Source organism: Corynebacterium segmentosum (genome assembly GCF_900637825.1).
Taxonomy (GTDB): domain Bacteria; phylum Actinomycetota; class Actinomycetes; order Mycobacteriales; family Mycobacteriaceae; genus Corynebacterium; species Corynebacterium accolens.
Map to the genome: position 1 here is coordinate 278,063 of NZ_LR134408.1, position 21,339 is coordinate 299,401.

22 protein-coding genes are annotated in these 21,339 nt (G+C 63.7%); 19 read left to right on the forward strand and 3 right to left on the reverse strand.

Features of this window, described 5'->3' with window-relative positions; translation table 11 throughout:
• Nucleotides 1–6 precede the first annotated feature (6 nt).
• From EL217_RS01385 to EL217_RS01410, 6 genes are all read left to right on the forward strand, one after another.
• Nucleotides 7–936, forward strand: a complete 930-nt coding sequence (locus EL217_RS01385; RefSeq protein WP_172596695.1) for a Ppx/GppA phosphatase family protein — start codon at nt 7–9, stop codon at nt 934–936.
• A gap of 9 nt (nt 937–945) precedes the next feature.
• Nucleotides 946–2,187, forward strand: coding sequence for a tripartite tricarboxylate transporter TctB family protein (locus tag EL217_RS01390; protein WP_126318173.1), 1,242 nt, complete (start codon nt 946–948; stop codon nt 2,185–2,187).
• Nucleotides 2,188–2,268: 81 nt separating this feature from the next.
• Complete coding sequence (gene proC, locus EL217_RS01395; RefSeq protein WP_023016649.1) at nt 2,269–3,060, forward strand: pyrroline-5-carboxylate reductase; 792 nt, start codon at nt 2,269–2,271, stop codon at nt 3,058–3,060.
• Between the two features lie 252 nt (nt 3,061–3,312).
• A complete protein-coding gene (locus EL217_RS01400; protein WP_005276651.1) occupies nt 3,313–3,501 on the forward strand; it encodes a helix-turn-helix domain-containing protein in 189 nt (62 codons plus the stop codon).
• Between the two features lie 344 nt (nt 3,502–3,845).
• Nucleotides 3,846–3,947 (forward strand): 30S ribosomal protein bS22, encoded by a 102-nt coding sequence (locus EL217_RS01405; RefSeq protein WP_003855542.1) that lies wholly within the window; start codon nt 3,846–3,848, stop codon nt 3,945–3,947.
• Between the two features lie 272 nt (nt 3,948–4,219).
• A complete protein-coding gene (locus EL217_RS01410; RefSeq protein WP_420026254.1) occupies nt 4,220–4,525 on the forward strand; it encodes a DoxX family protein in 306 nt (101 codons plus the stop codon).
• 75 nt (nt 4,526–4,600) lie between these two features.
• Here the strand turns inward: EL217_RS01410 and EL217_RS01415 are convergent, their stop codons facing one another.
• Nucleotides 4,601–5,638, reverse strand: coding sequence for an HAD family hydrolase (locus EL217_RS01415; protein ID WP_172596696.1), 1,038 nt, complete (start codon nt 5,636–5,638; stop codon nt 4,601–4,603).
• Between the two features lie 97 nt (nt 5,639–5,735).
• Here EL217_RS01415 and EL217_RS01420 point away from each other — a divergent pair, with 97 nt between their 5' ends.
• The 9 genes from EL217_RS01420 to EL217_RS01460 all read left to right on the forward strand — a co-directional run bounded on the left by EL217_RS01420 (nt 5,736) and on the right by EL217_RS01460 (nt 15,420).
• Nucleotides 5,736–5,975 (forward strand): glutaredoxin family protein, encoded by a 240-nt coding sequence (locus EL217_RS01420; RefSeq protein ID WP_126318177.1) that lies wholly within the window; start codon nt 5,736–5,738, stop codon nt 5,973–5,975.
• A gap of 76 nt (nt 5,976–6,051) precedes the next feature.
• Complete coding sequence (locus EL217_RS01425) at nt 6,052–7,386, forward strand: glutamyl-tRNA reductase (protein ID WP_023028215.1); 1,335 nt, start codon at nt 6,052–6,054, stop codon at nt 7,384–7,386.
• Nucleotides 7,387–8,274 carry a hydroxymethylbilane synthase gene (hemC, locus tag EL217_RS01430; RefSeq protein ID WP_126318179.1) on the forward strand — a complete coding sequence of 296 codons (888 nt, stop codon included), beginning with the start codon at nt 7,387–7,389 and terminating at the stop codon, nt 8,272–8,274.
• Nucleotides 8,275–8,483: 209 nt separating this feature from the next.
• The gene (locus tag EL217_RS01435) at nt 8,484–10,160 is read left to right on the forward strand and encodes a uroporphyrinogen-III synthase (RefSeq protein ID WP_232018344.1); all 1,677 of its coding nucleotides are present in this window, start codon (nt 8,484–8,486) and stop codon (nt 10,158–10,160) included.
• A gap of 29 nt (nt 10,161–10,189) precedes the next feature.
• Nucleotides 10,190–11,173, forward strand: coding sequence for a porphobilinogen synthase (gene hemB / locus EL217_RS01440; RefSeq protein WP_126318183.1), 984 nt, complete (start codon nt 10,190–10,192; stop codon nt 11,171–11,173).
• 9 nt (nt 11,174–11,182) lie between these two features.
• Complete coding sequence (locus tag EL217_RS01445; RefSeq protein WP_126318185.1) at nt 11,183–12,268, forward strand: proline-rich domain-containing protein; 1,086 nt, start codon at nt 11,183–11,185, stop codon at nt 12,266–12,268.
• Complete coding sequence (locus EL217_RS01450) at nt 12,265–12,819, forward strand: hypothetical protein (protein ID WP_023030049.1); 555 nt, start codon at nt 12,265–12,267, stop codon at nt 12,817–12,819. Before EL217_RS01445 ends, EL217_RS01450 begins: the two co-directional genes overlap by 4 nt.
• Before the next feature lie 183 nt (nt 12,820–13,002).
• Nucleotides 13,003–14,037, forward strand: a complete 1,035-nt coding sequence (gene hemE, locus EL217_RS01455; RefSeq protein ID WP_023030050.1) for a uroporphyrinogen decarboxylase — start codon at nt 13,003–13,005, stop codon at nt 14,035–14,037.
• Nucleotides 14,038–15,420, forward strand: coding sequence for a protoporphyrinogen oxidase (locus tag EL217_RS01460; RefSeq protein WP_126318187.1), 1,383 nt, complete (start codon nt 14,038–14,040; stop codon nt 15,418–15,420).
• Between the two features lie 404 nt (nt 15,421–15,824).
• On the opposite strand, the gene EL217_RS01465 is transcribed toward EL217_RS01460, so the two are convergent.
• The gene (locus EL217_RS01465; protein WP_023030052.1) at nt 15,825–16,871 is read right to left on the reverse strand and encodes an HNH endonuclease signature motif containing protein; all 1,047 of its coding nucleotides are present in this window, start codon (nt 16,869–16,871) and stop codon (nt 15,825–15,827) included.
• Between the two features lie 115 nt (nt 16,872–16,986).
• Nucleotides 16,987–17,826 carry an NAD(P)-dependent oxidoreductase gene (locus EL217_RS01470; protein ID WP_126318189.1) on the reverse strand — a complete coding sequence of 280 codons (840 nt, stop codon included), beginning with the start codon at nt 17,824–17,826 and terminating at the stop codon, nt 16,987–16,989.
• Between the two features lie 136 nt (nt 17,827–17,962).
• On the opposite strand from EL217_RS01470, the gene hemL reads away from it, so the two are divergent.
• The 4 genes from hemL to EL217_RS01490 are packed head-to-tail and all read left to right on the forward strand — an operon-like array spanning nt 17,963 to nt 21,339.
• Nucleotides 17,963–19,273 (forward strand): glutamate-1-semialdehyde 2,1-aminomutase, encoded by a 1,311-nt coding sequence (gene hemL / locus EL217_RS01475; protein ID WP_126318191.1) that lies wholly within the window; start codon nt 17,963–17,965, stop codon nt 19,271–19,273.
• A 36-nt stretch (nt 19,274–19,309) separates the two neighbouring features.
• Nucleotides 19,310–19,918 (forward strand): histidine phosphatase family protein, encoded by a 609-nt coding sequence (locus EL217_RS01480; protein WP_023028225.1) that lies wholly within the window; start codon nt 19,310–19,312, stop codon nt 19,916–19,918.
• Nucleotides 19,918–20,535, forward strand: a complete 618-nt coding sequence (locus tag EL217_RS01485) for a TlpA disulfide reductase family protein (RefSeq protein ID WP_126318193.1) — start codon at nt 19,918–19,920, stop codon at nt 20,533–20,535. The genes EL217_RS01480 and EL217_RS01485 overlap by 1 nt, the downstream gene beginning before the upstream one ends.
• Nucleotides 20,536–21,339 (forward strand): cytochrome c biogenesis CcdA family protein, encoded by an 804-nt coding sequence (locus tag EL217_RS01490; RefSeq protein ID WP_126318195.1) that lies wholly within the window; start codon nt 20,536–20,538, stop codon nt 21,337–21,339.

Consider the following 21,339-nt stretch of genomic DNA (forward strand, 5'->3'; position numbering starts at 1 on the left):
ATTAGTGTGCGATTAGGTGTATTAGACGTTGGAAGTAATACCGTCCACCTCGTTGCGGTCGATGCCGCAATGGGGGGACGGCCTACTCCGATGAGCGATTGGAAGACCCCACTCCGGCTGGTAGAGCAGCTGGATAAGAAGGGAAACATCCACGAAAAGGGCCTGAAAAAGCTCGTTTCTGCCGTGGGTGAGGCAAGTGAGCTGGGTGAAAAACTCGGGTGCGCCGAATTTATCGCCTTCGCGACCTCCGCGGTTCGCTCTGCCCCTAACTCTGAAGCAGTGCTCGATGAGGTGGAAAAGCAGACCGGCGTGCGCCTGCAGATCCTCTCGGGCGTGGAGGAAGCCCAGCTTACCTTCCTCGCTGCTCGCCGTTGGTACGGCTGGTCCGCTGGGCGCATCACCAACTTGGACATCGGCGGTGGCTCCCTGGAGCTATCCACCGGTACCGATGAACACCCTGACCTGGCCTTCTCCCTCGATCTGGGTGCAGGCCGGCTTACCCATAACTGGTTCGATACCGATCCGCCGGAGAAAAAGAAGGTCAGTGCGCTGCGCGATTTCATCGATGCAGAGCTTGAAGATGCCGTCACGCAGATGAAGGCGATGGGCCCCGCCGGCCTAGCCGTGGGCACCTCGAAAACCTTCCGCACCCTATCGCGGCTGACCGGCGCGGCACCCTCGTCTGCAGGGCCATATGTCAAGCGCACCTTGACCGCACCGGGCCTGCGCCAGTTGATTTCATTCATCACGCGCATGACTGCAGCAGACAGAGCGGACCTCGAGGGTGTAAGTTCGAACCGATCGCACCAAATCGTCGCCGGCGCTTTGGTTGCCGAGGCAAGCATGCGAGCTCTGGGAATTGAGAAGTTAGAAATCTGCCCATGGGCGCTGCGCGAAGGTGTTATTTTGCGCCGGACCGACAAGGGATTGGAATAGGAAGAGATCATGGCTGACGAAAAACAGTTGACCGTGGCCGAGCTGCTAGCTCGCAATAAGAAGGACCGCACGGATAAGGACGAGAAGACCTCTCGCCGCCGTCGGCGGAGCCTCGATGAGGGCGGCGTCTCCGTTGCCGAGCTCACCGGCAGCCTGAAGAAGGTAAAGTCCACCCCGCCTGAGGCGAAGCACACCAGCGTCTCCATCGACGATGACGCCCCTGTCATCCGCGCGCCGAAGTCCAAGGACGAGCAGTCCGCGGGAAACAAGGCTGCGGAGTCTAAGACCTCGGAGTCCAAGCCTGCAGCGGGCAAGGCCGCTGCAGGTAAGCCAAGCGCGGAGAAGCCAGCCGCGGGCACGCAGGAAGGCTCGAAGCAGGGCGTGGGGCAGTCGGGCATCGGCAAGCCTGCGCAAAGCAAGCCATCCCAGCCCCAATCCGCTTCCCCTAAGCCGGCTGCTGAGAAGCCTTCCGCTGGTACCCCCACCGCGTCGCCTGCGCCGAAGCAGAACGGCAAGCCGAGCGGGCCTACCGCCTCTCCTAAGCCGGCAGCAGGTTCTGCCTCGCAGCCGACGGCCAAGCCTGCCCCCGCGCAGAAGGCTAATGCGCAGAAGACTAACGCGCAGGAAGCAAAGAAACCTGCGCAGTCGGAGCCGGAGGACAAGGCTGCGGCTAAGGACGCCGAGAAGAAGTCTTATCAGCCGTCCGCGGATGACACTGCGGTGATCCAGCGCATCGGCAAGTCGCAGTCTTCGCAGCCCTCGCAGGACAAGCGCAAGGACGCTGCTGACGGCGCCGAATCCGGCACCAAGGAAAAGGCAGGCGCAGCTAGCGCTGCCGCTGCTGCGACCGCAGCGGGAGCCAAGGATGCCAAGGACGCGGGAACCAAGGGCAAGGCTGGCGCGCCTGCGCAAAAACCTGCCGCGGCCGCAAAGAAGTCCGACGATACCGGCGAGCTGCCCCAGGTGCGGGACGAGGAAATCACCGAAGAGCACGAGAAGCTCAATCCCATGTCCATCCTCATCATGGTGGTTGTGGGCATCGTCTTGGCGATCATCATCTTCAAGGGCTTTGAGGTGCTCTGGGATAACTTCCCGCGCATCGTCGTGGCCATCCTGGCGCTCTGCGTCACCGCAATCATGGCTGGTGTCACGCATGCGCTGCGCACCGCCCGCGATGGCTTCTCCATGTTCCTCGCAGGCATTACCGGCCTCATATTGACCTTTGGTCCGCTGCTTTTGGTCATGCTCTAAACCAGCCACCCGCTGAGAACCACCCGGCTGCTTCCCTCGTGGAGGTAGCCGGGTGTCGTTATTTTTGGCATGGTGGAGACTATGACAAAGATTGCAATTTTAGGTGGAGGACAAATCGGTGAGGCTTTGACCTCGGGTCTTGTGGAATCGGGCTTTAATGCCTCCGATATCACGGTGACTAACCGCACGGCCTCCCGCGGTGAAGAACTCAAGAGCAACTATGGCGTTAACGTCACGACGGATAACGCCGAGGCGGTGGACGGCGCGGACTATATCTTCGCGTCCGTCAAGCCTTACGCCATCTTGGACCTGCTGGGCGAGATTAACCCAGCCAAGGACGCCGTGGTGGTCTCTATGGCTGCTGGGCTGACGCTGGAGGCCCTGCAGGCCGCTGCGGGCGAGGGCGTGCCGGTTGTGCGCGTTATGCCCAATACGCCGATGCTGGTGCGCCGCGGCATGTGCACCTGCGCCGCCGGCGAGCACGTCACTGAGGCCCAGATGCAGGGCGTGACGGAGCTGCTCGAGGCCGTTGGTGAGGTTGCGGTCATTCCGGAGAAGAATATCGACGCCGCGACCGCCCTGGCGGGTTCCTCGCCGGCGTACTTCTTCCTCGTGGCAGAGGCGCTTGTCGATGCCGGCGTGCAGCTCGGCCTCCCCCGCGATATCGCCGAAAAGCTCGCCGCCCAGGCGGCTGCTGGCGCGGGCGATATGTTGGCCAATTCGGGCCGCTCGGCAACGCAGCTGCGCGCAGGCGTGACCTCGCCAGGCGGCACCACCGCCGCGGCCGTGCGCGAGCTGGAAGAGTCCGGCCTGCGCGGTGCGTTCTACCGCGCCGCCGAGGCATGCTCCGATAAGGCTAAGGAGCTGGGCTAGAAGCCCGCCTAATGCGACCAGTTACCCGTGGTGGGGGTGTAGTTGCCTCACACCACTTGGGGGCCGTACGGGAGCCATGAGGCGGTTGTTACGCAGCGCTTTTGGCGGTGAACTGAACAACTGCTGTGAAAAAAATTTGGCACTTGGGTCGCATTAGTCACATGTTTCACGATAGGCTGGGACAAGCACGTGCGTGAAGTCCTGTGGGAGGGGAAGCCTACAGCGCGTAACGAGCTGAAGGGTTAGATAATTATGGCAAATGAAGAAAAAGGAACCTTTCTGACCATCGCGGAGGTCGCTGAAATCATGCGCGTCTCCAAGATGACTGTCTACCGTTTGGTTCACGCAGGCGAAATGCCGGCAGTCCGCGTCGGACGCTCTTTCCGCGTTCACGAGTCCGCCGTCAACGAGTACCTCGAGGCATCCGTTTACGGAGCGTAGGTTCTCGCGCCTTTCAGGCAGCGCCCACTTCTGTTGGCCACTCTTGGTCAGCGGTGGTGGGCGCTGTCCCTTTTGTCGGCATCGCCCGTTTACCGCGCATTACCCTTTTGCGGCGCGCTTCACCCTTTTGTGGCGCGCAGGTTATTCCTGCGCGCCGTTTCCGCGCGTCGCCGCCGGGGCCACTTTTGGAGACGCGCTGGGGACTAGGTAAGATGGATCGCATTCGTGTCGGCACGCCGTGATGGCCCGCATATGTGCGGCCAAGGTGGCAAAGAGTGCACCTTTGTCGTTTCAGGCGCCGGCAGGTTCACAGTACGTACTAAAAGAAAGTGAGGACGCCTGTTATGGGTTCTGTCATCAAGAAGCGCCGCAAGCGCATGTCCAAGAAGAAGCACCGCAAGATGCTGCGCCGCACCCGCGTGCAGCGTCGTAAGTTGGGCAAGTAAACCCAATAGCCTAGGAATCCTCCGCACCGCGTTGTTACGCGGCGGCGGAGGATTTCTGGTTTTCGGGCCGAGCGTGGATTCTCGGTCGTTACTCCGCTGCGCCTCTCCACATACGTTTGCTTGTTTTGAGCTGTAGAATCAATTCAACCCACAAAAGTTGGGCCATGCGATGCTTCATGTGCTTAGCATCTGATTCAAGGGAGGTTCCCGAGTGGGGTCCTTAGCTGTCTTTGGTACGTATCTTTTAGCCATCGTTTTTGATAGGCGATGCCGTGCTTTCTGTGAAGCCACCCAAGTTCATTAGTCGCTGTCTTAGGGGCGTCAATTTTCCTCAAGACTGGTGGTGGGCGCTTATCGGAATTAAGGCGCTGGCCGCGCTTGGCTTGATCGTCGGAGCCGTTTTGAATAACCCGTCGATTACAGCCACTGTCTCAGTCGGCGTACTTGGTTACTTTATTTTCGCCATCATCGCTCATATCAAGGCGAACTTCGTAGGTAAGGAGTTCTGGGTAAATTGTCTCGGGATGACTGCTCTTAGTGTGGTTGTTCTAGTGTTCAACGTCGCGGCGATAGGGTAGCAATAGCCACACCGAGGGGCTTGAGAAAGTAATGCGCTGAGTGCCCGTTGTGAGACGGCACTGCTGGCTGTATTGCTACTTCCGGAAATAGCGCCAGCTGCCATAGGAGAAGGCGGCTGTGACAAGCGCTGGAAGGCCGTAGGTGCGGATGGCGCGGCGGATGGAGCGGTAGTCGCGGACGATCCAACCGCGCTCTTCTGCGATATTGCGCAGCTTGCGGTCCGGGTTGATGGCCACGGGGGTGCCCACCATGGTGAGCATGGGCATATCGTTCGCGGAGTCGGAGTAGGCGGTGCACCGGTCCAGATCGAGGCCCTCGATGGTAGCGAGGGCGGCCACGGCGTGCCTCTTGCCCGGGCCATGGAGGATATCGCCCACCAGACGGCCGGTGAACTTGCCGTCTTCTACCTCCGCGACGGTGCCGAGGGCGCCGGTAAAGCCAAAGCGGCGCGCCAAGACCTGGGCGAGCTGGACCGGGGTAGCGGTTACCAGCCACACCTGTTGGCCGGCGGCCAGGTGCATCTCAGCGAGCTGTGTGGTGCCGGGGTACGCGCGGCGGGCGAGGGAGGCTTCGACGATTTCCTCACAGAGATCGATGAGCTCGTCCACGCTGCGGCCTTTGACAAACTCTAGGGCCTGCGCGCGGCCGGCGGCGACGTCCTTTGCATTCTCGGCGCCGGAGAGACGGAATTTGAGCTGCTTCCAGGCAACCGGGAGTATCTCAGAGATGCGGATATAGCGCCGGCGGGCGAGCCCAAAGCCGAATTCCACCAAGGAGGAACCCTGAACGAGGGTATTGTCCACGTCGAAAAAGGCGGCGGCGCCGACATCGACGGGGACGTCCGGATCTTGGTCCGTGATGCGCGGGGAGCCTGCGGCGTCATAAGAGCCGGAGACGGAGGCGATGCCGGAGGCGAAGTCCTCGAGCTCGAGCCCGAATTCCTCTAAGGCGGCGGCAGCGGCCGCCTCACCTGCGGCGCGTTGTTCTTCCTCGCCCAAGGGGGCTAGCGCCTGGTTTTCTAGAAAGTTGCGCAGATTGCCGCGCGAGGCCGTCCAATTGGCCAAAAAGTCGCGGGGAGATTCGGGGAATCCGGGGGGAGGTATAGCGGACACGAGTGGAATAAACAGCTTTCGCAAACGCGGGGTGGACTAATATGTCCATAGTAAACGTTTCCACCGTCGGCGTCCTTATGAGGAGAATCCCGCCCCTATGTCCCAGCATCTAGTCGAGCTCATGGTGCGCCCCACCTGCGGTTCCTGTAAACGGGTAAAAGAGCAGATTACCCCCGTTATCCAGGCGGCCGGCGCCCAGCTGGAAGTGCGCAACGTGGAAGACAGCCGCGAGCTCGAGATGGAATTCGGTGACCGCGTTCCCGTTGTAGTGGTAGACGGAGAAGAATTCGCCTGCTGGGAAGTCGATAACGAAGAGCTAGCTGACGAGCTGCGCTGACGATTCGGGTTCCACGCCCATGCGGGGTAGTCTTTGGAACCATTGCGGTCAATCAAAAGGTTGAGGAGTGTGGAGCATGAGCGTGCTTGTTGTGGGAATGTCCCACCAATCGGCACCCGTGGCGTTGCTGGAAAAGTTGAGCATGGACGATGTGGTGCAGCATTCCGCCTGCGGGCAGTTGGTTGATGCCGAGTCCCTGACTGAGGCGATGATTATTTCCACGTGTAACCGCCTCGAGGTCTATACGGTGACCAATGCCTTCCACACCGGCGTGCAGGACGTCATCCGGGTGCTTAAGGAAGTCTCCCAGGTCGATGAGGAAGAACTGCGCAATTACCTCTACGTGCGCTATGCCGATGCCGCCGCGGAACACCTCATGTCCGTTACCTCCGGCCTGGATTCAATGGTGGTGGGCGAGCAGCAGATCATCGGCCAGGTGCGTTCTGCCTACCAGTCCGCCTCCGAGCAGGGCACGGTTGGCCCGCGCATCCACGCCTTGGCACAGTCCGCGCTGCGGGCCGGCAAGCGCGTGCACTCGGAAACGGAGATCGACAAGGCCGGCGTCTCGATGGTGACCTTCGCCTTTGACCAGGCACTGCAGCGCCTCGATGCGGAGGATCTGCAGGGCAAGTCCGCGCTGGTGCTCGGCGCCGGGGCAATGGCCTCGCTTGCGGCCACCCACGCCGGCCGGCTGGGCATCGGCGAGCTGGTGATTGCCAACCGCACCCGCGAGCGCGCCGAGCGCCTTGCCGGCCACGCAGAAGAGGCCGGGGTGCGCACCCGCGTGGTGGACTTTCAGGACCGCGCCACCGCGCTTGCCGATGTCGACCTCGCCATCTCCGCCACCGGCGCCGAAGGCTTTACCATCACCGCCGGCGATATCCCGCCCGCGCACCCGCTGATGCTCATTGACCTCTCCCTCCCACGCGATATCGATGACGAGGCAACGAAAATCGATGACGTGGACTTGGTGAACATCGAGCGCCTCAGCAAGTCCCTGTCCGCGGCCGCCACCGACGTCGCGGCCGGCACGAGCCCGCACGAGCAGGCCCGCACCATCGTGGACGAGGAGCTTGCCGCCTATACCTCCGCGCAGCGCGTGCGCGATGTGGCACCGGCTGTTAGCGCCCTGCACCGCCGCGCGGCGGACCTCGTGGAGTGCGAGGCGGCCCGCCTGCAGCAAAAGCACCCGGAGCTAGAGGGCAAGCAGCTTGCCGATGTCCAAGGCGCCCTCAAGCGCGTCGCCGACAAACTGCTGCATGAACCGACGGTGCGGGCGAAGAAGCTGGCGGCATCGGATAGCAGCTTTAACAGCGAAAATGCCCTGCAGGAGCTTTTTGGCCTGCAGCTGGAAGGCTCCGGCGTTGCCGTTGCCGTCAATGAATTGCCCACGCTGAATAAGGAGGCGTAAATGTTCCAGATTGGTACCCGTGGCTCCAAGCTCGCCACCACCCAGGCAGGACACGTCCGCGATTGGCTTATCGATGCCGGATTCGATTCCGAACTCCACATCGTCACCACCGCAGGCGATACCAATATGGCCCCGGTCGAGCGCATCGGCGTGGGCGTATTCACCCAGGCGCTGCGCGAGGCGCTGTACCGCGGCGAATGCGATATCGCCGTGCACTCTTTCAAAGACCTGCCCACGGCCGAGGATGACCGCTTCCGCCTGGTTATCCCGCAGCGCCAGGACAGCCGCGAGGTGCTGGTCGCCCGCGATGGCATGACCCTGATGCAGCTGCCGGAGGGCGCGCGGGTGGGAACCTCGGCGCCGCGCCGCATCTCCCAGCTGGCCGCCCTGCGCCCGGACCTGGATATCCGCCCGCTGCGCGGCAATATCGATACCCGCATGTCCAAGGTGACCGATGGCGAGCTTGACGCCGTGGTGCTGGCCTATGCCGGCCTGCTGCGCGGCGGCTACGAGGATCGGGCGAGCGATATTTTCGATCCAGAATTATTCATGCCCGCCCCCGCCCAGGGTGCGCTTGCCATCGAGGCCGTCGCCGGCACCGAGGCGGCCGCGGCACTAGACGCCGTTGTCGATGAACAAGCCACCGCCGCAGCCCTTGCCGAGCGCGCCGTCCTCGCCCGCCTCGAGGCCGGCTGCACCGCGCCCGTGGCCGCTACGTCTCGCTGGAATGGTGATCAGCTCACGGTGCGCGGCGGCGTCTTTGCGCTGGATGGTTCCCGCCAATTGACCGCCACCGCCTCCGGCACCGCGGCGGACGCAGCGGAGTTGGGCGCGCGGGTCTCTGATGAGCTTTTCGCCCAAGGCGCGGCCGACCTGCTAGGTCAGTAATTTCTACTTTAAGCGCTAATAATTTAAGGTGTAGATACCATAGATCATTTTTTGCAATGATACCCGGCCCCCTTTAAGGGCATCCCAGGACGTCGCGCCTGGGATTTTGGCCGTTATGACCTTGATATCCACCGACGGCGCGGGGAGAAACACTGCAGGCGATCATGTCCGTGTGCGGTGCCGCGGGCCCAGATCTAGAAAAGAACTTTATGAGCAATGCTGTGTCAGACACCCAGTTGGGCAAGATCGTCTTCGTGGGCGCTGGTCCGGGAAACCCAGACCTGCTGACCGTCCGCGCCCGCGAAGTTCTGGCCAATAACGCTATCGCCGTGGCCGATCCGCAGGTCATGCAGGGCGTGCGCGATGCCGTCGCCACCGCGCTGCCCGTCCCACAAGAGCTGCTGGATGCCGCGGAAGAGGAATACGCGCAAATGTGCGCCGATGCCAAGGCCAAGGGCGCGCGCCGCAAGCCGCCCCGCCCGCCGGCACCGACCGCCGCGGTGGTCTACGGACCGGGCGAGGACATCGTAAGCCAGCTGCGCGAGTGCCTTGCCGAGGCCGATGGCGAGGACGTCATCCGCCTCGTGACCGGCAACCCGCTCAACCGCGAATCCATCAAGGCCGAAATCAACGCCGTGGCCTCCGCGGGCCTGGAATTCCAGGTCGTGCCGGGCATGTCCCTGCCCTCAACCGTGCCGTCTTTTGCCGGGCTGGCCCTGGGCTCGACGTACACGGAGGCTGATGTCACCGATGGTGCCGACTGGGACGCGCTCGCCAATGCCACCCAGCCCATCGTCTTGCAGGCCACCAAGGAAGACCTCGCGGAGATTTCCACCGAGCTGCAGCAGCGCGGCATGCCGGCGGAAACCGAGGCGTTTGTGACCGTCCACGGCACCACGCGCCTGCAGCGCACGTACGAGACGACGCTGGGGACCATCGCCAAGCTGGACGCGGACCTGTCCGGCCCGCTGGTGGTCACGCTCGGCCGCAGCATCGATGACCGCACCAAGTACTCGTGGTGGGAAAACCGCCCTCTCTACGGCTGGCGTGTGCTGGTGCCGCGCACCAAGGAACAGGCCGGGCCCATGTCCGCGCGCCTGGCCGGCTACGGCGCCATCCCGCAGAACGTGCCGACGATTTCCATCGAGCCGCCCCGCAACCCGGCGCAGATGGACCGCGCCATCAAGGGCATTGTCGAGGGCCGCTACAAGTGGATCGTCTTTACCTCCGTCAACGCCGTGACCGCCGTGTGGGATAAGATTTCCCAGCTCGGCCTGGACGCCCGCGATTTCGCCGGCGTGCACCTCGCCGCAGTGGGCACCAAGACCGCCGATGCCATCCGCGCCAAGGGCATGGTGCCGGAGCTTTTGCCGCACAAGAAGAAGCAAAACGCCGAGGGCCTGCTCGAGGTCTTTCCCAATTACGTCGAGGACATCGACGCCGTGAGCCGCGTCCTCCTGCCGCGCACCGATATCGCTGCCGATACGCTTGTCGATGGCCTCCAGGCGCTCCAGTGGGACGTCGATGACGTCGTGGCCTACCGCACCGTGCGCGCCGCCCCGCCCTCGGCAGAAATCCGCGACATGATCAAGACCGGCGGCTTCGACGCCGTGGCCTTTACCTCCGGATCCACCGTGCGCAACTTGGTGGGCATCGCCGGCAAGCCGCACCAGCGGACGATCATCGCGTGCATCGGGCCATCGGCAAGCGCGGCCGCAGAAGAGCTGGGCCTGCGCGTCGATGTCGTGCCGGATGTTGCGGACGTGCCCGCGCTTGTCGATGCCCTCGCCAGCCACGTCGCCGCCCTCCGCGCTGCCGGTAACCTGCCCGCGCCCCGCAAGAAGCGTCGCGCGCGCAAGAAGACTACTAAGGTCGAGAAGGCGTAAGTTTTTAGTCTCGCTCTAAGGAGTACCCAATGAGCTCTTTTCCTGCCCGCCGCCCCCGCCGACTGCGCTCCACGCCGCAGATGCGCAACCTCGTCGCCGAAACCACGCTGCGCCCATCGGACTTAATTCTGCCGATGTTTATTGCAGACGGCCTCGATGAGCCGAATGAGATTTCCTCCATGCCCGGCGTGTACCAGCACACCTTTGACTCGCTGTGCCGCGCGACCGAAGAGGCCCTCGAGGCCGGCGTTACCTGCGTGGACCTGTTCGGCGTTCCGCTGGAAAAGGACAAGGACGCCACCGGCTCCGTGGCCTGGAATCCCGACGGTATTTTGAACCGCGGGATTGCCGCCCTGCGCGAGGAATTTGGCGATGACCTCATCATCATGGCCGATACCTGCCTCGACGAGTTCACCTCGCACGGGCACTGCGGTGTCCTCGATGACCAGGGCCGCGTGCTTAACGATGAATCCGTCCAGCTCTACCAAAAAATGGCCCGCTCTCAGGCCGAAGCCGGCGCGCAGATCATTTCGCCGTCCGGCATGATGGACGGCCAGGTTGCCGCCATCCGCGCCGATCTGGATGAGGCCGGGCGCGACGACGTCTCCATCATGGCCTACTCCGCGAAGTACGCCTCCGCCTTCTTCGGCCCCTTCCGCGAGGCCGTCGGCTCTTCCCTAGAGGGCGACCGCCGCACCTACCAGCAGGACCCGCGCAACTTCCGCGAATCCCTGCTGGAGGCCGAACTCGATATCGAGGAGGGCGCCGACTTCGTCATGGTCAAGCCGGGCTTGCCGTATTTGGATGTCTTGTCCGCAATCGCGGAGACTTCCTCCGTGCCCGTCGCCGTGTACCAGGTCTCCGGCGAGTACGCGATGATCAAGGCCGGCGCCGCCAACGGTTGGGTCGATGGCGAGGCCATCATGCTCGAGTCGCTCACCGCCTTCAAGCGCGCCGGTGCCGATCAGATCCTGACGTACTTCGCCACCGAAGCCGCACGCCTGCTCAAGTAAAGGATTTTTGTGACACAGCCTTCTTCTCGTCCGACGCCGCCGCCCGCGTCGCCGGAGCCGGGCAACCCAGGCCCACAGCCAGGCGATCCGCGGCCACAGCACGGTCAACAGGAGCCGCAGCCGGGTGCTCCAGGGGCACAGCCCGGGGATCCGCGTGGCCAGCAGGGGCAACAACCCGGAACCCCGGGGCCGCAGCGCGATAAGCAGCGTGAGCCTCAACGAGAATCGCGGCCCAAGCCGCAGCCCGGCAAACTGCGCGGCCAGCAGGAGCCACAGTCGGGCAAACCGCAGAACCAGCGAAACCAGCGCGGCCAGCACGGGAAGCCGAGCCCGAATCAAACTGGCGGTGGCCGGCAGGGCGGCAAGGACGCGAAGGGCGGTTCCAAGCGCCCCGAGACCGTGGTCTACATGCTGTGGCTCTGGCTGGGCGTCGTCGCCGGCGAGACCGTCCACCAAATCCTCAACGTGGTGCTGACCCTGCTCAACCACGATGTGCTCATGGCGCAGGCCAAGCAGATGGTCGAAAGTGCCTCGGGTGGCGAAGACGGCGAAGAAGTTTCGGACTCCTTTATTGAAATGGCCGCCTATGGATCGGTGGCGCTGTCGGCTGCCATTGCCATCGGCGTGCTGGTGCTGCTGCTCTTTTTGCTGAAGTCGCTGGCGGGGCCATCAAAACGCGCGGGCACCTCGCGCCGTATCTGGTTCGCCTTTTCCATTTACTTCGGCTTCCGCATCCTGCTGACCTTCATGGTCACGCCCGCGGGTGCCGACGTCCCCGACTGGCTCTTCGCCGCCGACGGCATGGTGCAAATCCTGGTCGGCGTCGCCGCCGTACTGGGTCTCATCTTCTCCATTAAGCCCGACACCCTTGACTACACCGGCGAGCTCGAACAAATGCGCGAGCTGGAAAAGGAACTCGAGCAGGCGCGCCGCGATAAAGAACGCGAGAAGCGCGAAAAGCAGGAAGCCAAGGAGAAGGGCGTCAAAGAGAAGGACGCCAAGCAAAAGGACCCCAAGGGTAAAGGCGGTCGCAATCAGTCTCCGCGGAATTACGGCTCCCAAAACAGGGGCGATGACGACAGGGTCAACCGATGACCAGCATGTTCCCCGGCCACGGCCGGCGCGATGATGGTCAAAGCGACGGTCCTGCGGATAAGAATCAACGCCCAGGGCCCCGCGACTATAACCGCCCCGTACAGAACATCACCCAGGAACAAGACTTGTCCGTGTGGCCGCGCCCGCTCCAGTGGGCGTATTGGGTTCTCGTTGTTGCCGCCGTCATCATGCTGGTCAGTGGCATGGTCGGCATCTTCGGCGGAGGCGGCGAGCAGATGGATCCCTCGGATTCGCGCGTCGCCGAGTACGTGCGGTCGAACCGCCTATTCGTCGCGGTGTTTAATATCATAGGCGCAATCATTCTGGCGCTCTTTTCCGCGCAACTCGCCAATGGATCGAAGTGGGCGCGCCGCATTATTTCCGTTGTCATTGCGATTGCCCTCTTCTTCAATATCGCAGCCCTGGCGCTTGGTATCGGCGGGCTTGGCTTATTGGTTATCGCCGTGACGCTGCTTATCGCGGTGGTTCTGCTCTTCCGGCCCCAGTCCAATCGGTTTATCGCCCACCGCAGCCTCCACGGGCGGGGCTGACGGGCGCTGATCGCAGGGCTAGCGCTCGCCTCACGCGAGGTTAGTGCGCAGCTGGCCTACGGCTGACGGACGCTGAACGCAGGGCTAGCGCGCAAGCCGAGGCGCCATTGACACGCATGAAGCGCGCGGGCAAAGGCGCGGCAAATTAGCCCCTGCTCCAACTTTTGATTCATAATGAGGGGTATGTCTCGACTTAACCGCGCCCCCATTATCGACGCCGCCCTCGGCCGCACTCCCTCCCGCCCGCCGGTGTGGTTGATGCGACAAGCTGGTCGCTCCCTGCCGGAGTACCGCGCCGCCCGCGAGGGCATCAGCATGCTGGACTCTTGCTTCATGCCGGAACTCCTGGCAGAAATCACCCTGCAGCCGGTGCGCCGCCACGACGTGGACGCGGCCATCCTCTTTTCCGATATCGTGGTCCCACTCAAGGCCGCCGGCGTCAACGTTGACATCGTGCCCGGCCGCGGGCCGGTGATGGAGAAGGCGGTGAGGGAGAAGGGGGACATCGGCAAGCTGCCTATTCTGGAAGCTGACGTGCCTGAAGTCGCCCAAGGCATTGCGGGAATCCTCGACGAGCTGACCGAGACCCAAGCGCTTATCGGTTTCGTCGGCGCGCCATTTACCCTGGCGAGCTACCTCATCGAGGGCGGGCCATCAAAGAATCACGAGCGGACCAAGGCGCTCATGCACGCCGAGCCCGAGACATGGCATATGCTCATGCGCCGGCTCGTGCCCACGATTATCAACTACCTGCAGGTGCAGGTCGATGCCGGCATTGACGCCATGCAGCTTTTCGATTCCTGGGCCGGCTACCTCAACGAGCGCGACTACCGCGAGTTCGTGCTGCCCTATTCGCAGGAAATCCTGGCCAGCGTCGACATCCCGCGCATCCACTTCGGCGTGGGCACCGGGGAGCTGCTACAGGCGATGTCCGAAGCCGGCTCCGAGGTCATGGGCGTGGACTACCGCGTGGCCATGGACACCGCCGCGCAGCGCGTGAATTCGCGCGTGCTGCAGGGCAACCTCGACCCAGCGCTGCTTTTTGCCGGCGACGATGCCGTGCGCCAGGCCGTGCGCACCATCCGCGGCGAGGTCGAGCGCGCCCAGCAGCGCGGCGATATCGACACCCATATCTGGAACCTTGGGCACGGGGTGCTGCCCACTACCGACGCGGAGGCCATCACCCGCGCCGTATCCATCATTCACGAGGAGGGCTAAATGCGTATTGCCATCATCGGTGCCGGCCTCGCCGGCCTTACCGCTGCCTACGAACTGCGCGATCACGATGTCGAGGTTTTCGAGGCCGCCGGGCGCATTGGCGGCAAGCTGTATTCCGTGCCGTTTAATGACGGCCCCACCGACATGGGTGCCGAGGCTTTCCTCGCCCGTCGGCGCGATGCCGTGGAGTTCTTCCACTCCCTCGGCCTTGCCGGGAGTTTAGTTGACCCGTCAGGTTTGCGCTCGCTGGTCTACAGCGGGGAGCTCAAGGCCCTGCCGCAGGGCGGGGTGATGGGCATTCCGTCGCATTCCGCGCCGGTTGCGCACCTGGTTTCGGAAGAGACGGCGCGGCGCATCGATAACGAGCAGCCTTTCGAGTGGACCGTGGGCGGCGACGTCTCGGTTGGTGAGTTGGTGCGTCAACAATACGGCGGGGACCTGGTGGACCGCGTGGTTTCTGCGCTGTTGGGCGGGGTGTACTCATGCACCGCCGATGACCTTGGCCTCCGCGCCACCATCCCCACGCTTGCCGATGCCCTCGATACCCTCGCCGCCTCCGGCCCCGTCACCCTCTCTGCGGCCGTGCGCTCCCTTGAGAAAGCCCGTGCAGATAACCCCAGCGCCGGCGGGCCCGTTTTCCAGACCTTCCGCGGCGGCTACGCCGAACTCTATGAGACCCTGGCGGAAAAATCCGGCGCGAAGATTTTCGTTGACACGTTCATTTCTGGCATCTCGCGCGAGGGCGATAAGTTCCGCCTCACCGGCGCGCCGGGCGATACCGCGACCTTCGACCGCGTGTTGGTAGCTACCCCGGCGCCGACCGCCGCGCGCCTGCTGCCCAAGGTGGCGCCGGATGCGGCGACGCGGTTGAAGGGGGTGAAGCTGGCGGCATCGGCAGTCGTGGGCCTCAAATTCGAATCCGACACCGATCCCTCCGGCACCGCGCTGCCACAAAACTCCGGCATCCTCGTAGCCACCGACCAAGATGACGTGCACGCAAAGGCGTTTACGTTGTCGTCGCGCAAATGGCCCCACCTGGCAGAGCGCGGCGGGGCGCTGGTGCGCGCCTCGTTCGGCCGGTTCGGCGACGACGCCATCGTCCGCGCCGAAGAAGACGACCTCGTGGACTACGTCCTCGATGACCTGCAACACCTGACTGGCTTCGACGGCCGCGCGGCTGGCGTTGCCGAAATCTTCACCCAGCGTTGGTTCGGTGGCCTGCCGCGCTTTGATGCCACCCACCTCGACACCGTAGCCGCCGTGCGCGATGCCTTGTCCCAATCCCCAGGCGTCGACGCCACGGGTGCCTGGGCCGGCGGCGTGGGCGTGCCCGCGGTCATCGCAGATGCGCGCGCTGCTGCCGCACGCATCTCTAGCAGCTAGCTCGCGTGGCTGGGACCCGCATCTAGCATCAGAAGCTGGCCTCGGCTGCAACTGGCGTCGGTTGCAGCTAGCGAAGTCGGTGGCTGACGCTGCCGGTAGTTAAGAATCGCCGGCGGTCCCGCGCCTGTACCGCGACGCGGTCCGGAGCTGGAGCGAATCGGTTTTGGGCATGCCTAAACAGGCAGCAGGGCTACTGCTGCCTGAACAGGCGCTTGCGGCTGATTCCGCGCGTGCGGAAACCTGACATGCGCACAGATAATTGGCATGTGCGAGGAGCTGTCCCTCGGCTGGGAATGGCAGCGGGCCCTGGGCGCTAGGTTCCAGTGCTGAGAACCGGTGTTAGGAACCAGCGCTACGGGGCAGTGCCGAAAGTCCGTGCTGGGGGCCTATGCTAGGCGCTAGCACTAGGTTCCGGCGCTGGGGCCGGGCACGGCATCGGGCACGGTGTCGGCCCAGGGCGGTTGCCACACCACCCGCCCGCGTCTGCGGGCGAGGCGACCACGGCGAGGTGGGGCATTCGGGTCATCGTCGTTGACGCCGTTGTGATATGAGCAGCAGGCCGCAAGGTTGGCCATATTGGTATCGCCACCGTGCTGCCAGGCTTCGAGGTGGTGGATTTGGCACTTATCCGCGGGATAATTGCATCGCGGCCACGGGCAGACGGGATTTTCGGCGGCGGCCATGAGCCGCTGCTTCTCGTTTGCCATGCGCTCGGTGCGGTAGAGGTTTACCGCGCCTTCGAAGGGATGCACGAGGGTGATAAGGCCACGCTCGGAAAGCGTGCGCGCGACCAATTCGGCGCCGGTAAGCCGCGCACCATTGGTGAGTTGGATGGTGATTTCCTCGCCGTCACCGTCGATGATGCGGTCGAGATCGTCGAGCGTGATGATCGCATTGGTCGTTACCGTCGGCCGCGGGGCGGCGGCGCCGGAGCCGGAGAAAAGCCCCGCGACGGAATCTAAAGGCGCATCCTCGTCCAAGTTGGATTCTAAGTCAGCGATGAGGGCAGACGGCCCGGTAATCGCGAGCGTCCACGGCGCGTCTTTGCGGCGGCGAATGCGCACGCCAGGGCGCGGCGGGGTGGGCGGATTAATCTCGCGCAGCTTCTTGCGCGCGAGTTTTTCCATCTCATCGGTATCCGCGGCGGTGCGGCAAAGCTCCACCCGCAGCTGCCACGCCTGGCGCTTGGTCTTGGCGCGCGTGGCGTAGCGCTCGATGACCTCGAGTGTTGGCAGCGCGTGGGCGCGTTCGCGGGCGGCGGCCACGGCGCGGCGTTGTTGGCGGGAAAAGGAGGTGGGGGAGAAGAAGGCATCGGCAAGCGTGAGCAGCGTGCGCGCAGTCCGGTTCGGCGCACCGGCCGCGCGCAGCTCGCGGGCGGACATGCCAGTGCACCCGGCGACGATGTCGATGCCGGGCGCTAAAGCCGCGAGGTATGCCTGAAGTGCTGTCATGCCCCGCAGCTTAAGGTGATAGCGCAACTAAAGCGCGGCGCGCGGGCGCAGCCTGTGGATAACTCGCCCGAAAAGCGCTAAAAAGCCGCGGTTCGTTGACGCGACATGTGAATAACTAGCCCTTATTGCGGAAAACGAAGATGGATGAGAAGTCCTGGTTCCCGTGGCCCATGTCCTGCATCTCGGCGAAGCGCTCGATGGCAGCAGTTACGGCGGGCAGGGGCTTATCGGAGGTCTTCTCCATGAGCTTGGCGTCCTTGGCCAGGGCATCGACGGTGAAATCGCCGGGGTCGGTATTGCGCTCGCCGGTGATGAACGGGCCTTTCATATTGGACATAAACGACAGGCCGGTGATATCGAGCATCTGCAAGATGACCTCGGAATCGAGCCCCTCGGATTCGCCGAGCTGCAGGGCCTCGAGCAGGCCTTCGGCGGTCACGGCGAGGGCGAGGTTGGCCAGCAGCTTGCCGATGGCCGCCGTCGCCGCCGTTTCCACCCCAATCAGCTTTTCTTCGCCCGCCCAGGCCTCGGCAAGTCCGAGGGCGACCTCGCGGCGGTCATCGTCAGGCGTGCCGACATAAACGCCCAGGTTGCCCTCGCGCGCCGGGCCCAGCGAGCCCACGACGGGGGAGTGGATGTAGGAATCGACGGCGGCGGCGAACTCGCGGGCATCGTCAGGCGAGACCGTCGTGGTGTCGATCCAGGTAATGCCCTCGGGGATAAGCTGCGGCTCGATGACCACCTCGCGGATCTGGTCGGGGCCGAAGAGAGAGGTGATGATGACCTCGGCGCCCTCGATGGCCGCGGCGGGGGTATCGGCGCGCGCCGCGCCCTCATCCACGAGCGGTTGCGCGCGCTCAGCGGTGCGGTTCCACACCGTCAGCTCGTGCTCAGATAGTAGGTGGCGGGCAAGCTCGGTGCCCATGCGTCCGGTTCCTAAAAATGCAATCTTCATACCTCCCCAGTGTGCCATCTCAGCGGGAATGCCGTTTTCTATGACGTATCACGGAACCTCAGGGAACGTTGGAGGGTTGCTGTGAATTCCACCGACATGCATAGTCAAACTTTTGTATGTCGCGCGAGTCGCTAGAATGACAGACATGCCTAATACTTCCCAGTCGCAACAGTGGTTCGAGCGTTCCTCCAAAGTGATCCCGGGCGGGGTGAACTCGCCGGTGCGCGCTTTCGGCTCCGTGGGCGGCCAGGCCCGCGTGATCGAGCGGGGCGCAGGATCGCGCCTGTGGGATGTCGACGGCAATGAGTACGTCGACCTCGTGAGCTCGTATGGCCCGATGATCCACGGCAATGCGCACCCGGAAATCGTCGAAGCCGTGCAGCGGGCTGCCACCGGCGGGCTGAGTTTTGGCACGCCAACGGAGGGTGAGGCGCTGCTGGCGGAGGAAATCGTCAAGCGCACCGCGGCCGATAAGGTGCGCATGGTCAACTCCGGCACGGAGGCGACCATGTCGGCGGTGCGTTTGGCCCGCGGCTATACGGGCCGCGCGAAGGTGCTGAAGTTTGAGGGGTGCTACCACGGGCACGTGGATGCGCTGTTGGCATCGGCGGGCTCGGGCGTGGCGACGTTTGGCCTGCCGGATTCGCCGGGTGTTACGGGTGCGACGGCGAAGGACACCATCGTCGTTCCTTATAACGATCTGGATGCGGTGCGCGAGTTTTTCGCGGAGAACGAGGGTCAGATTGCCTGCATCATTGCGGAGGCTTCTGCCGGCAATATGGGCACCGTGGCCCCGAACGAGGGCTTCAACGCGGCGCTGAAGGAAATTGCGCATGCCGATGGCGCCCTGCTCATCCTCGACGAGGTCATGACCGGCTTCCGCACCTCCTATAAGGGCTGGTACGGCGTCGATGGCGTGGCGGCGGACCTGGTGACCTTTGGCAAGGTGGTTTCCGGTGGCTTGCCGGCCGCGGCCTTTGGCGGTCGCGCCGAGGTCATGGACTACCTGGCGCCGGATGGTCCGGTCTATCAGGCGGGCACCTTGTCCGGTAACCCGGTGGCGATGGCCTCGGGCCTGAAGTCGCTGCAGCTTGCCGATGAATCCCTTTACCCCCGCCTTCAAGAAAAGGCCGACCAGCTTGGCGCGATGATTTCCTCCGCGCTGGAGGCCGAGGGCGTGGCGCACCACATTCAGCGCGCGGCATCCATGTTCTCCATTCGCTTTGCAGAGGGCGAGGGCCGCAACTTCGCGGACATGCAGGCCGCAGAGAACTTCCGCTTTGCCCCGTTCTTCCACGCGCTGCTTGAAAATGGCATCTACGTGGCACCGAGCGCGTTCGAGACCTGGTTCGTCTCTGATGCTCTTGGCGATGCCGACTTCGAGCGCATCGATGCCGCCCTCAAGTCCGCCGCGAAGGCCGCGGCCGCAGCGCGTCCCGCACAATAAGGCCTGCGCAACTAGGCCTACTCAACAAGGAGAGACATGACACGCACCATCGTTCACCTCGTGCGCCATGGCGAGGTACACAACCCCGGCAAGATTCTGTACGGGCGCATCCCGGGCTACCACCTATCCTCGCGCGGGCATTCCATGGCCGCGCGGACGGCGGAAAGCTTCCGCGATCATGATGTGACCTATTTGGCGGCCTCGCCGCTGCAGCGCGCGCAGGAAACGGCGCGGCCGATTGCGCAGGTGACGGGGCTAAATGTGGACGTCGATAAGACGCTCATTGAGTCCGGTAACCAATTCGAGGGCCTGCGCACCAAGGGTTTGCGCTCGGCGCTGTGGAACCCGCGGCACTGGCCGAAGATGGTCAATCCGCTGGAGCCGTCGTGGGGTGAGGCTTATGAGGGCATCGCCGAGCGCATGCTCGGGGCGGTCGACCGCGCGCATACTGCGGCGGAGGGGCACGAGGCCGTGCTGGTGAGCCACCAGCTGCCCATCGTGATGGTGCAGCGCACGGTGCTGGGCCAGCGCCTGCCGCATGCGCCGTGGAACCGCGAGTGCGCGTTGGCCTCGGTAACCTCGCTGCTTTTTGAGGATAACCAGGTCACCGATATCTTCTACTCCTCGCCGGCGCAGGAGATTTAATGGCACGCACACGCACCCGTGCGGCAACGCGCGTTGTGGCAGCCGCGCTTTCTGCAACCGTCCTGACCTTGACCGCCTGTACGCAGGATGCCGAAAACGCCCAAAACGCGGTGGCCACCGGCGGCGAGTTTGAATTCATCTCCCCGGGCGGGGAGCGGGAAATTCACTACGAGGAAGCCGATAGGAAACCGTTGCGCAGCTTTAGCGGCGCGGACGTCCGCGATACGGATAAGACCATTTCCTTGGATGACTACGAGGGCGAAGTCGTGGTCTTGAACTCTTGGGGCCAGTGGTGCGCGCCGTGCCGCGCTGAGGCCGATGACCTGCAGGCGGTGCACGCCGAGCTGCAAAAACGCGACCTGGGCACGGTCTTAGGCATCAACGTGCGCGACTATAACCCGCAGGTATCCAATGACTTCTTGGACGATAACGGCTTGGACTACCCCTCCATCTATGACCCGCCGTTTAAGACGGCCGCGGCGCTCGGCGGCGTGCCTACGTCCGTGGTGCCGACCACGATCGTCTTGGATAAACAACACCGCCCGGCTACCGTCTTCTTGCGGTCCATCACCACCGATGACGTGATGGATGTTGTGGATAAGTTAGAAAAGGAATAAATGGAATACGCAGCAAATATCGGCGGCCAGTTTGCCGAAGCTGCCACCTCCGGCCCGTTGATCCTTGGCATCCTCGCCGCGGCTCTGGCGGGTCTTGTCAGCTTTGCCAGCCCCTGCGTCATCCCGCTGGTGCCCGGCTATATCTCTTACCTCGCCAGCGTGGTTGGCGGTGAGGTGAGCTATGACGAGAAGTTGGGGGTGGGCGTCGGCAAGCGCAGGCAATGGGCCGTCGTGCTGGCGGCAGCGCTTTTTATTTTGGGCTTTACCGTGGTCTTTGTGCTGGCGACGGTCTCGGTCTTTGGCGCGATTTCCGCGCTCACGCTCAACGCCGATACGCTGATGCGCGTGGGCGGCGGCGTCACCATCTTGATGGGCGTGGTTTTCCTGGGCGCGATTCCGGCGCTGCAGAAAGACACGCGCCTGGCGCCGAAGCGCTGGACCACGTGGCTGGGCGCGCCGCTTTTGGGCGGCGTCTTCGCGCTGGGTTGGACGCCGTGCCTGGGTCCCACGCTGGCGGCGATTGTGTCCATTTCCGCCGGCACCGAAGGCGTGACCGCCGCCCGCGGCGCCCTGCTCATCGTGGGCTATTGCTTGGGCCTTGGCCTGCCGTTCCTGTTGGTGGCGCTCGGGTCCGCGCGGGCGATGCGCACCATTTCGTGGGCCCGCAAGCATTCGCGCACCATTCAGATCATTGGCGGCGTGGCGATGATCCTCGTGGGCCTTGCCCTGGTTACCGGCCTGTGGGGCGAGTTTATTTCCTATATCCAGAAATGGACCGTGGACTACGGCGCAACCCTCATTTAG

Bases quoted from the DNA above. Each gene is read 5' to 3' on its own strand.
- EL217_RS01390 (WP_126318173.1), top strand. From the start codon at position 946: ATGGCTGACGAAAAACAGTTGACCGTGGCCGAGCTGCTAGCTCGCAAT.
- proC (WP_023016649.1), top strand. From the start codon at position 2,269: ATGACAAAGATTGCAATTTTAGGTGGAGGACAAATCGGTGAGGCTTTG.
- EL217_RS01400 (WP_005276651.1), top strand. From the start codon at position 3,313: ATGGCAAATGAAGAAAAAGGAACCTTTCTGACCATCGCGGAGGTCGCT.
- EL217_RS01405 (WP_003855542.1), top strand. From the start codon at position 3,846: ATGGGTTCTGTCATCAAGAAGCGCCGCAAGCGCATGTCCAAGAAGAAG.
- EL217_RS01420 (WP_126318177.1), top strand. From the start codon at position 5,736: ATGTCCCAGCATCTAGTCGAGCTCATGGTGCGCCCCACCTGCGGTTCC.
- EL217_RS01425 (WP_023028215.1), top strand. From the start codon at position 6,052: ATGAGCGTGCTTGTTGTGGGAATGTCCCACCAATCGGCACCCGTGGCG.
- hemC (WP_126318179.1), top strand. From the start codon at position 7,387: ATGTTCCAGATTGGTACCCGTGGCTCCAAGCTCGCCACCACCCAGGCA.
- EL217_RS01435 (WP_232018344.1), top strand. From the start codon at position 8,484: ATGAGCAATGCTGTGTCAGACACCCAGTTGGGCAAGATCGTCTTCGTG.
- hemB (WP_126318183.1), top strand. From the start codon at position 10,190: ATGAGCTCTTTTCCTGCCCGCCGCCCCCGCCGACTGCGCTCCACGCCG.
- EL217_RS01450 (WP_023030049.1), top strand. From the start codon at position 12,265: ATGACCAGCATGTTCCCCGGCCACGGCCGGCGCGATGATGGTCAAAGC.
- hemE (WP_023030050.1), top strand. From the start codon at position 13,003: ATGTCTCGACTTAACCGCGCCCCCATTATCGACGCCGCCCTCGGCCGC.
- EL217_RS01460 (WP_126318187.1), top strand. From the start codon at position 14,038: ATGCGTATTGCCATCATCGGTGCCGGCCTCGCCGGCCTTACCGCTGCC.
- EL217_RS01465 (WP_023030052.1), bottom strand. From the start codon at position 16,871: ATGACAGCACTTCAGGCATACCTCGCGGCTTTAGCGCCCGGCATCGAC.
- EL217_RS01470 (WP_126318189.1), bottom strand. From the start codon at position 17,826: ATGAAGATTGCATTTTTAGGAACCGGACGCATGGGCACCGAGCTTGCC.
- hemL (WP_126318191.1), top strand. From the start codon at position 17,963: ATGACAGACATGCCTAATACTTCCCAGTCGCAACAGTGGTTCGAGCGT.
- EL217_RS01480 (WP_023028225.1), top strand. From the start codon at position 19,310: ATGACACGCACCATCGTTCACCTCGTGCGCCATGGCGAGGTACACAAC.
- EL217_RS01485 (WP_126318193.1), top strand. From the start codon at position 19,918: ATGGCACGCACACGCACCCGTGCGGCAACGCGCGTTGTGGCAGCCGCG.
- EL217_RS01490 (WP_126318195.1), top strand. From the start codon at position 20,536: ATGGAATACGCAGCAAATATCGGCGGCCAGTTTGCCGAAGCTGCCACC.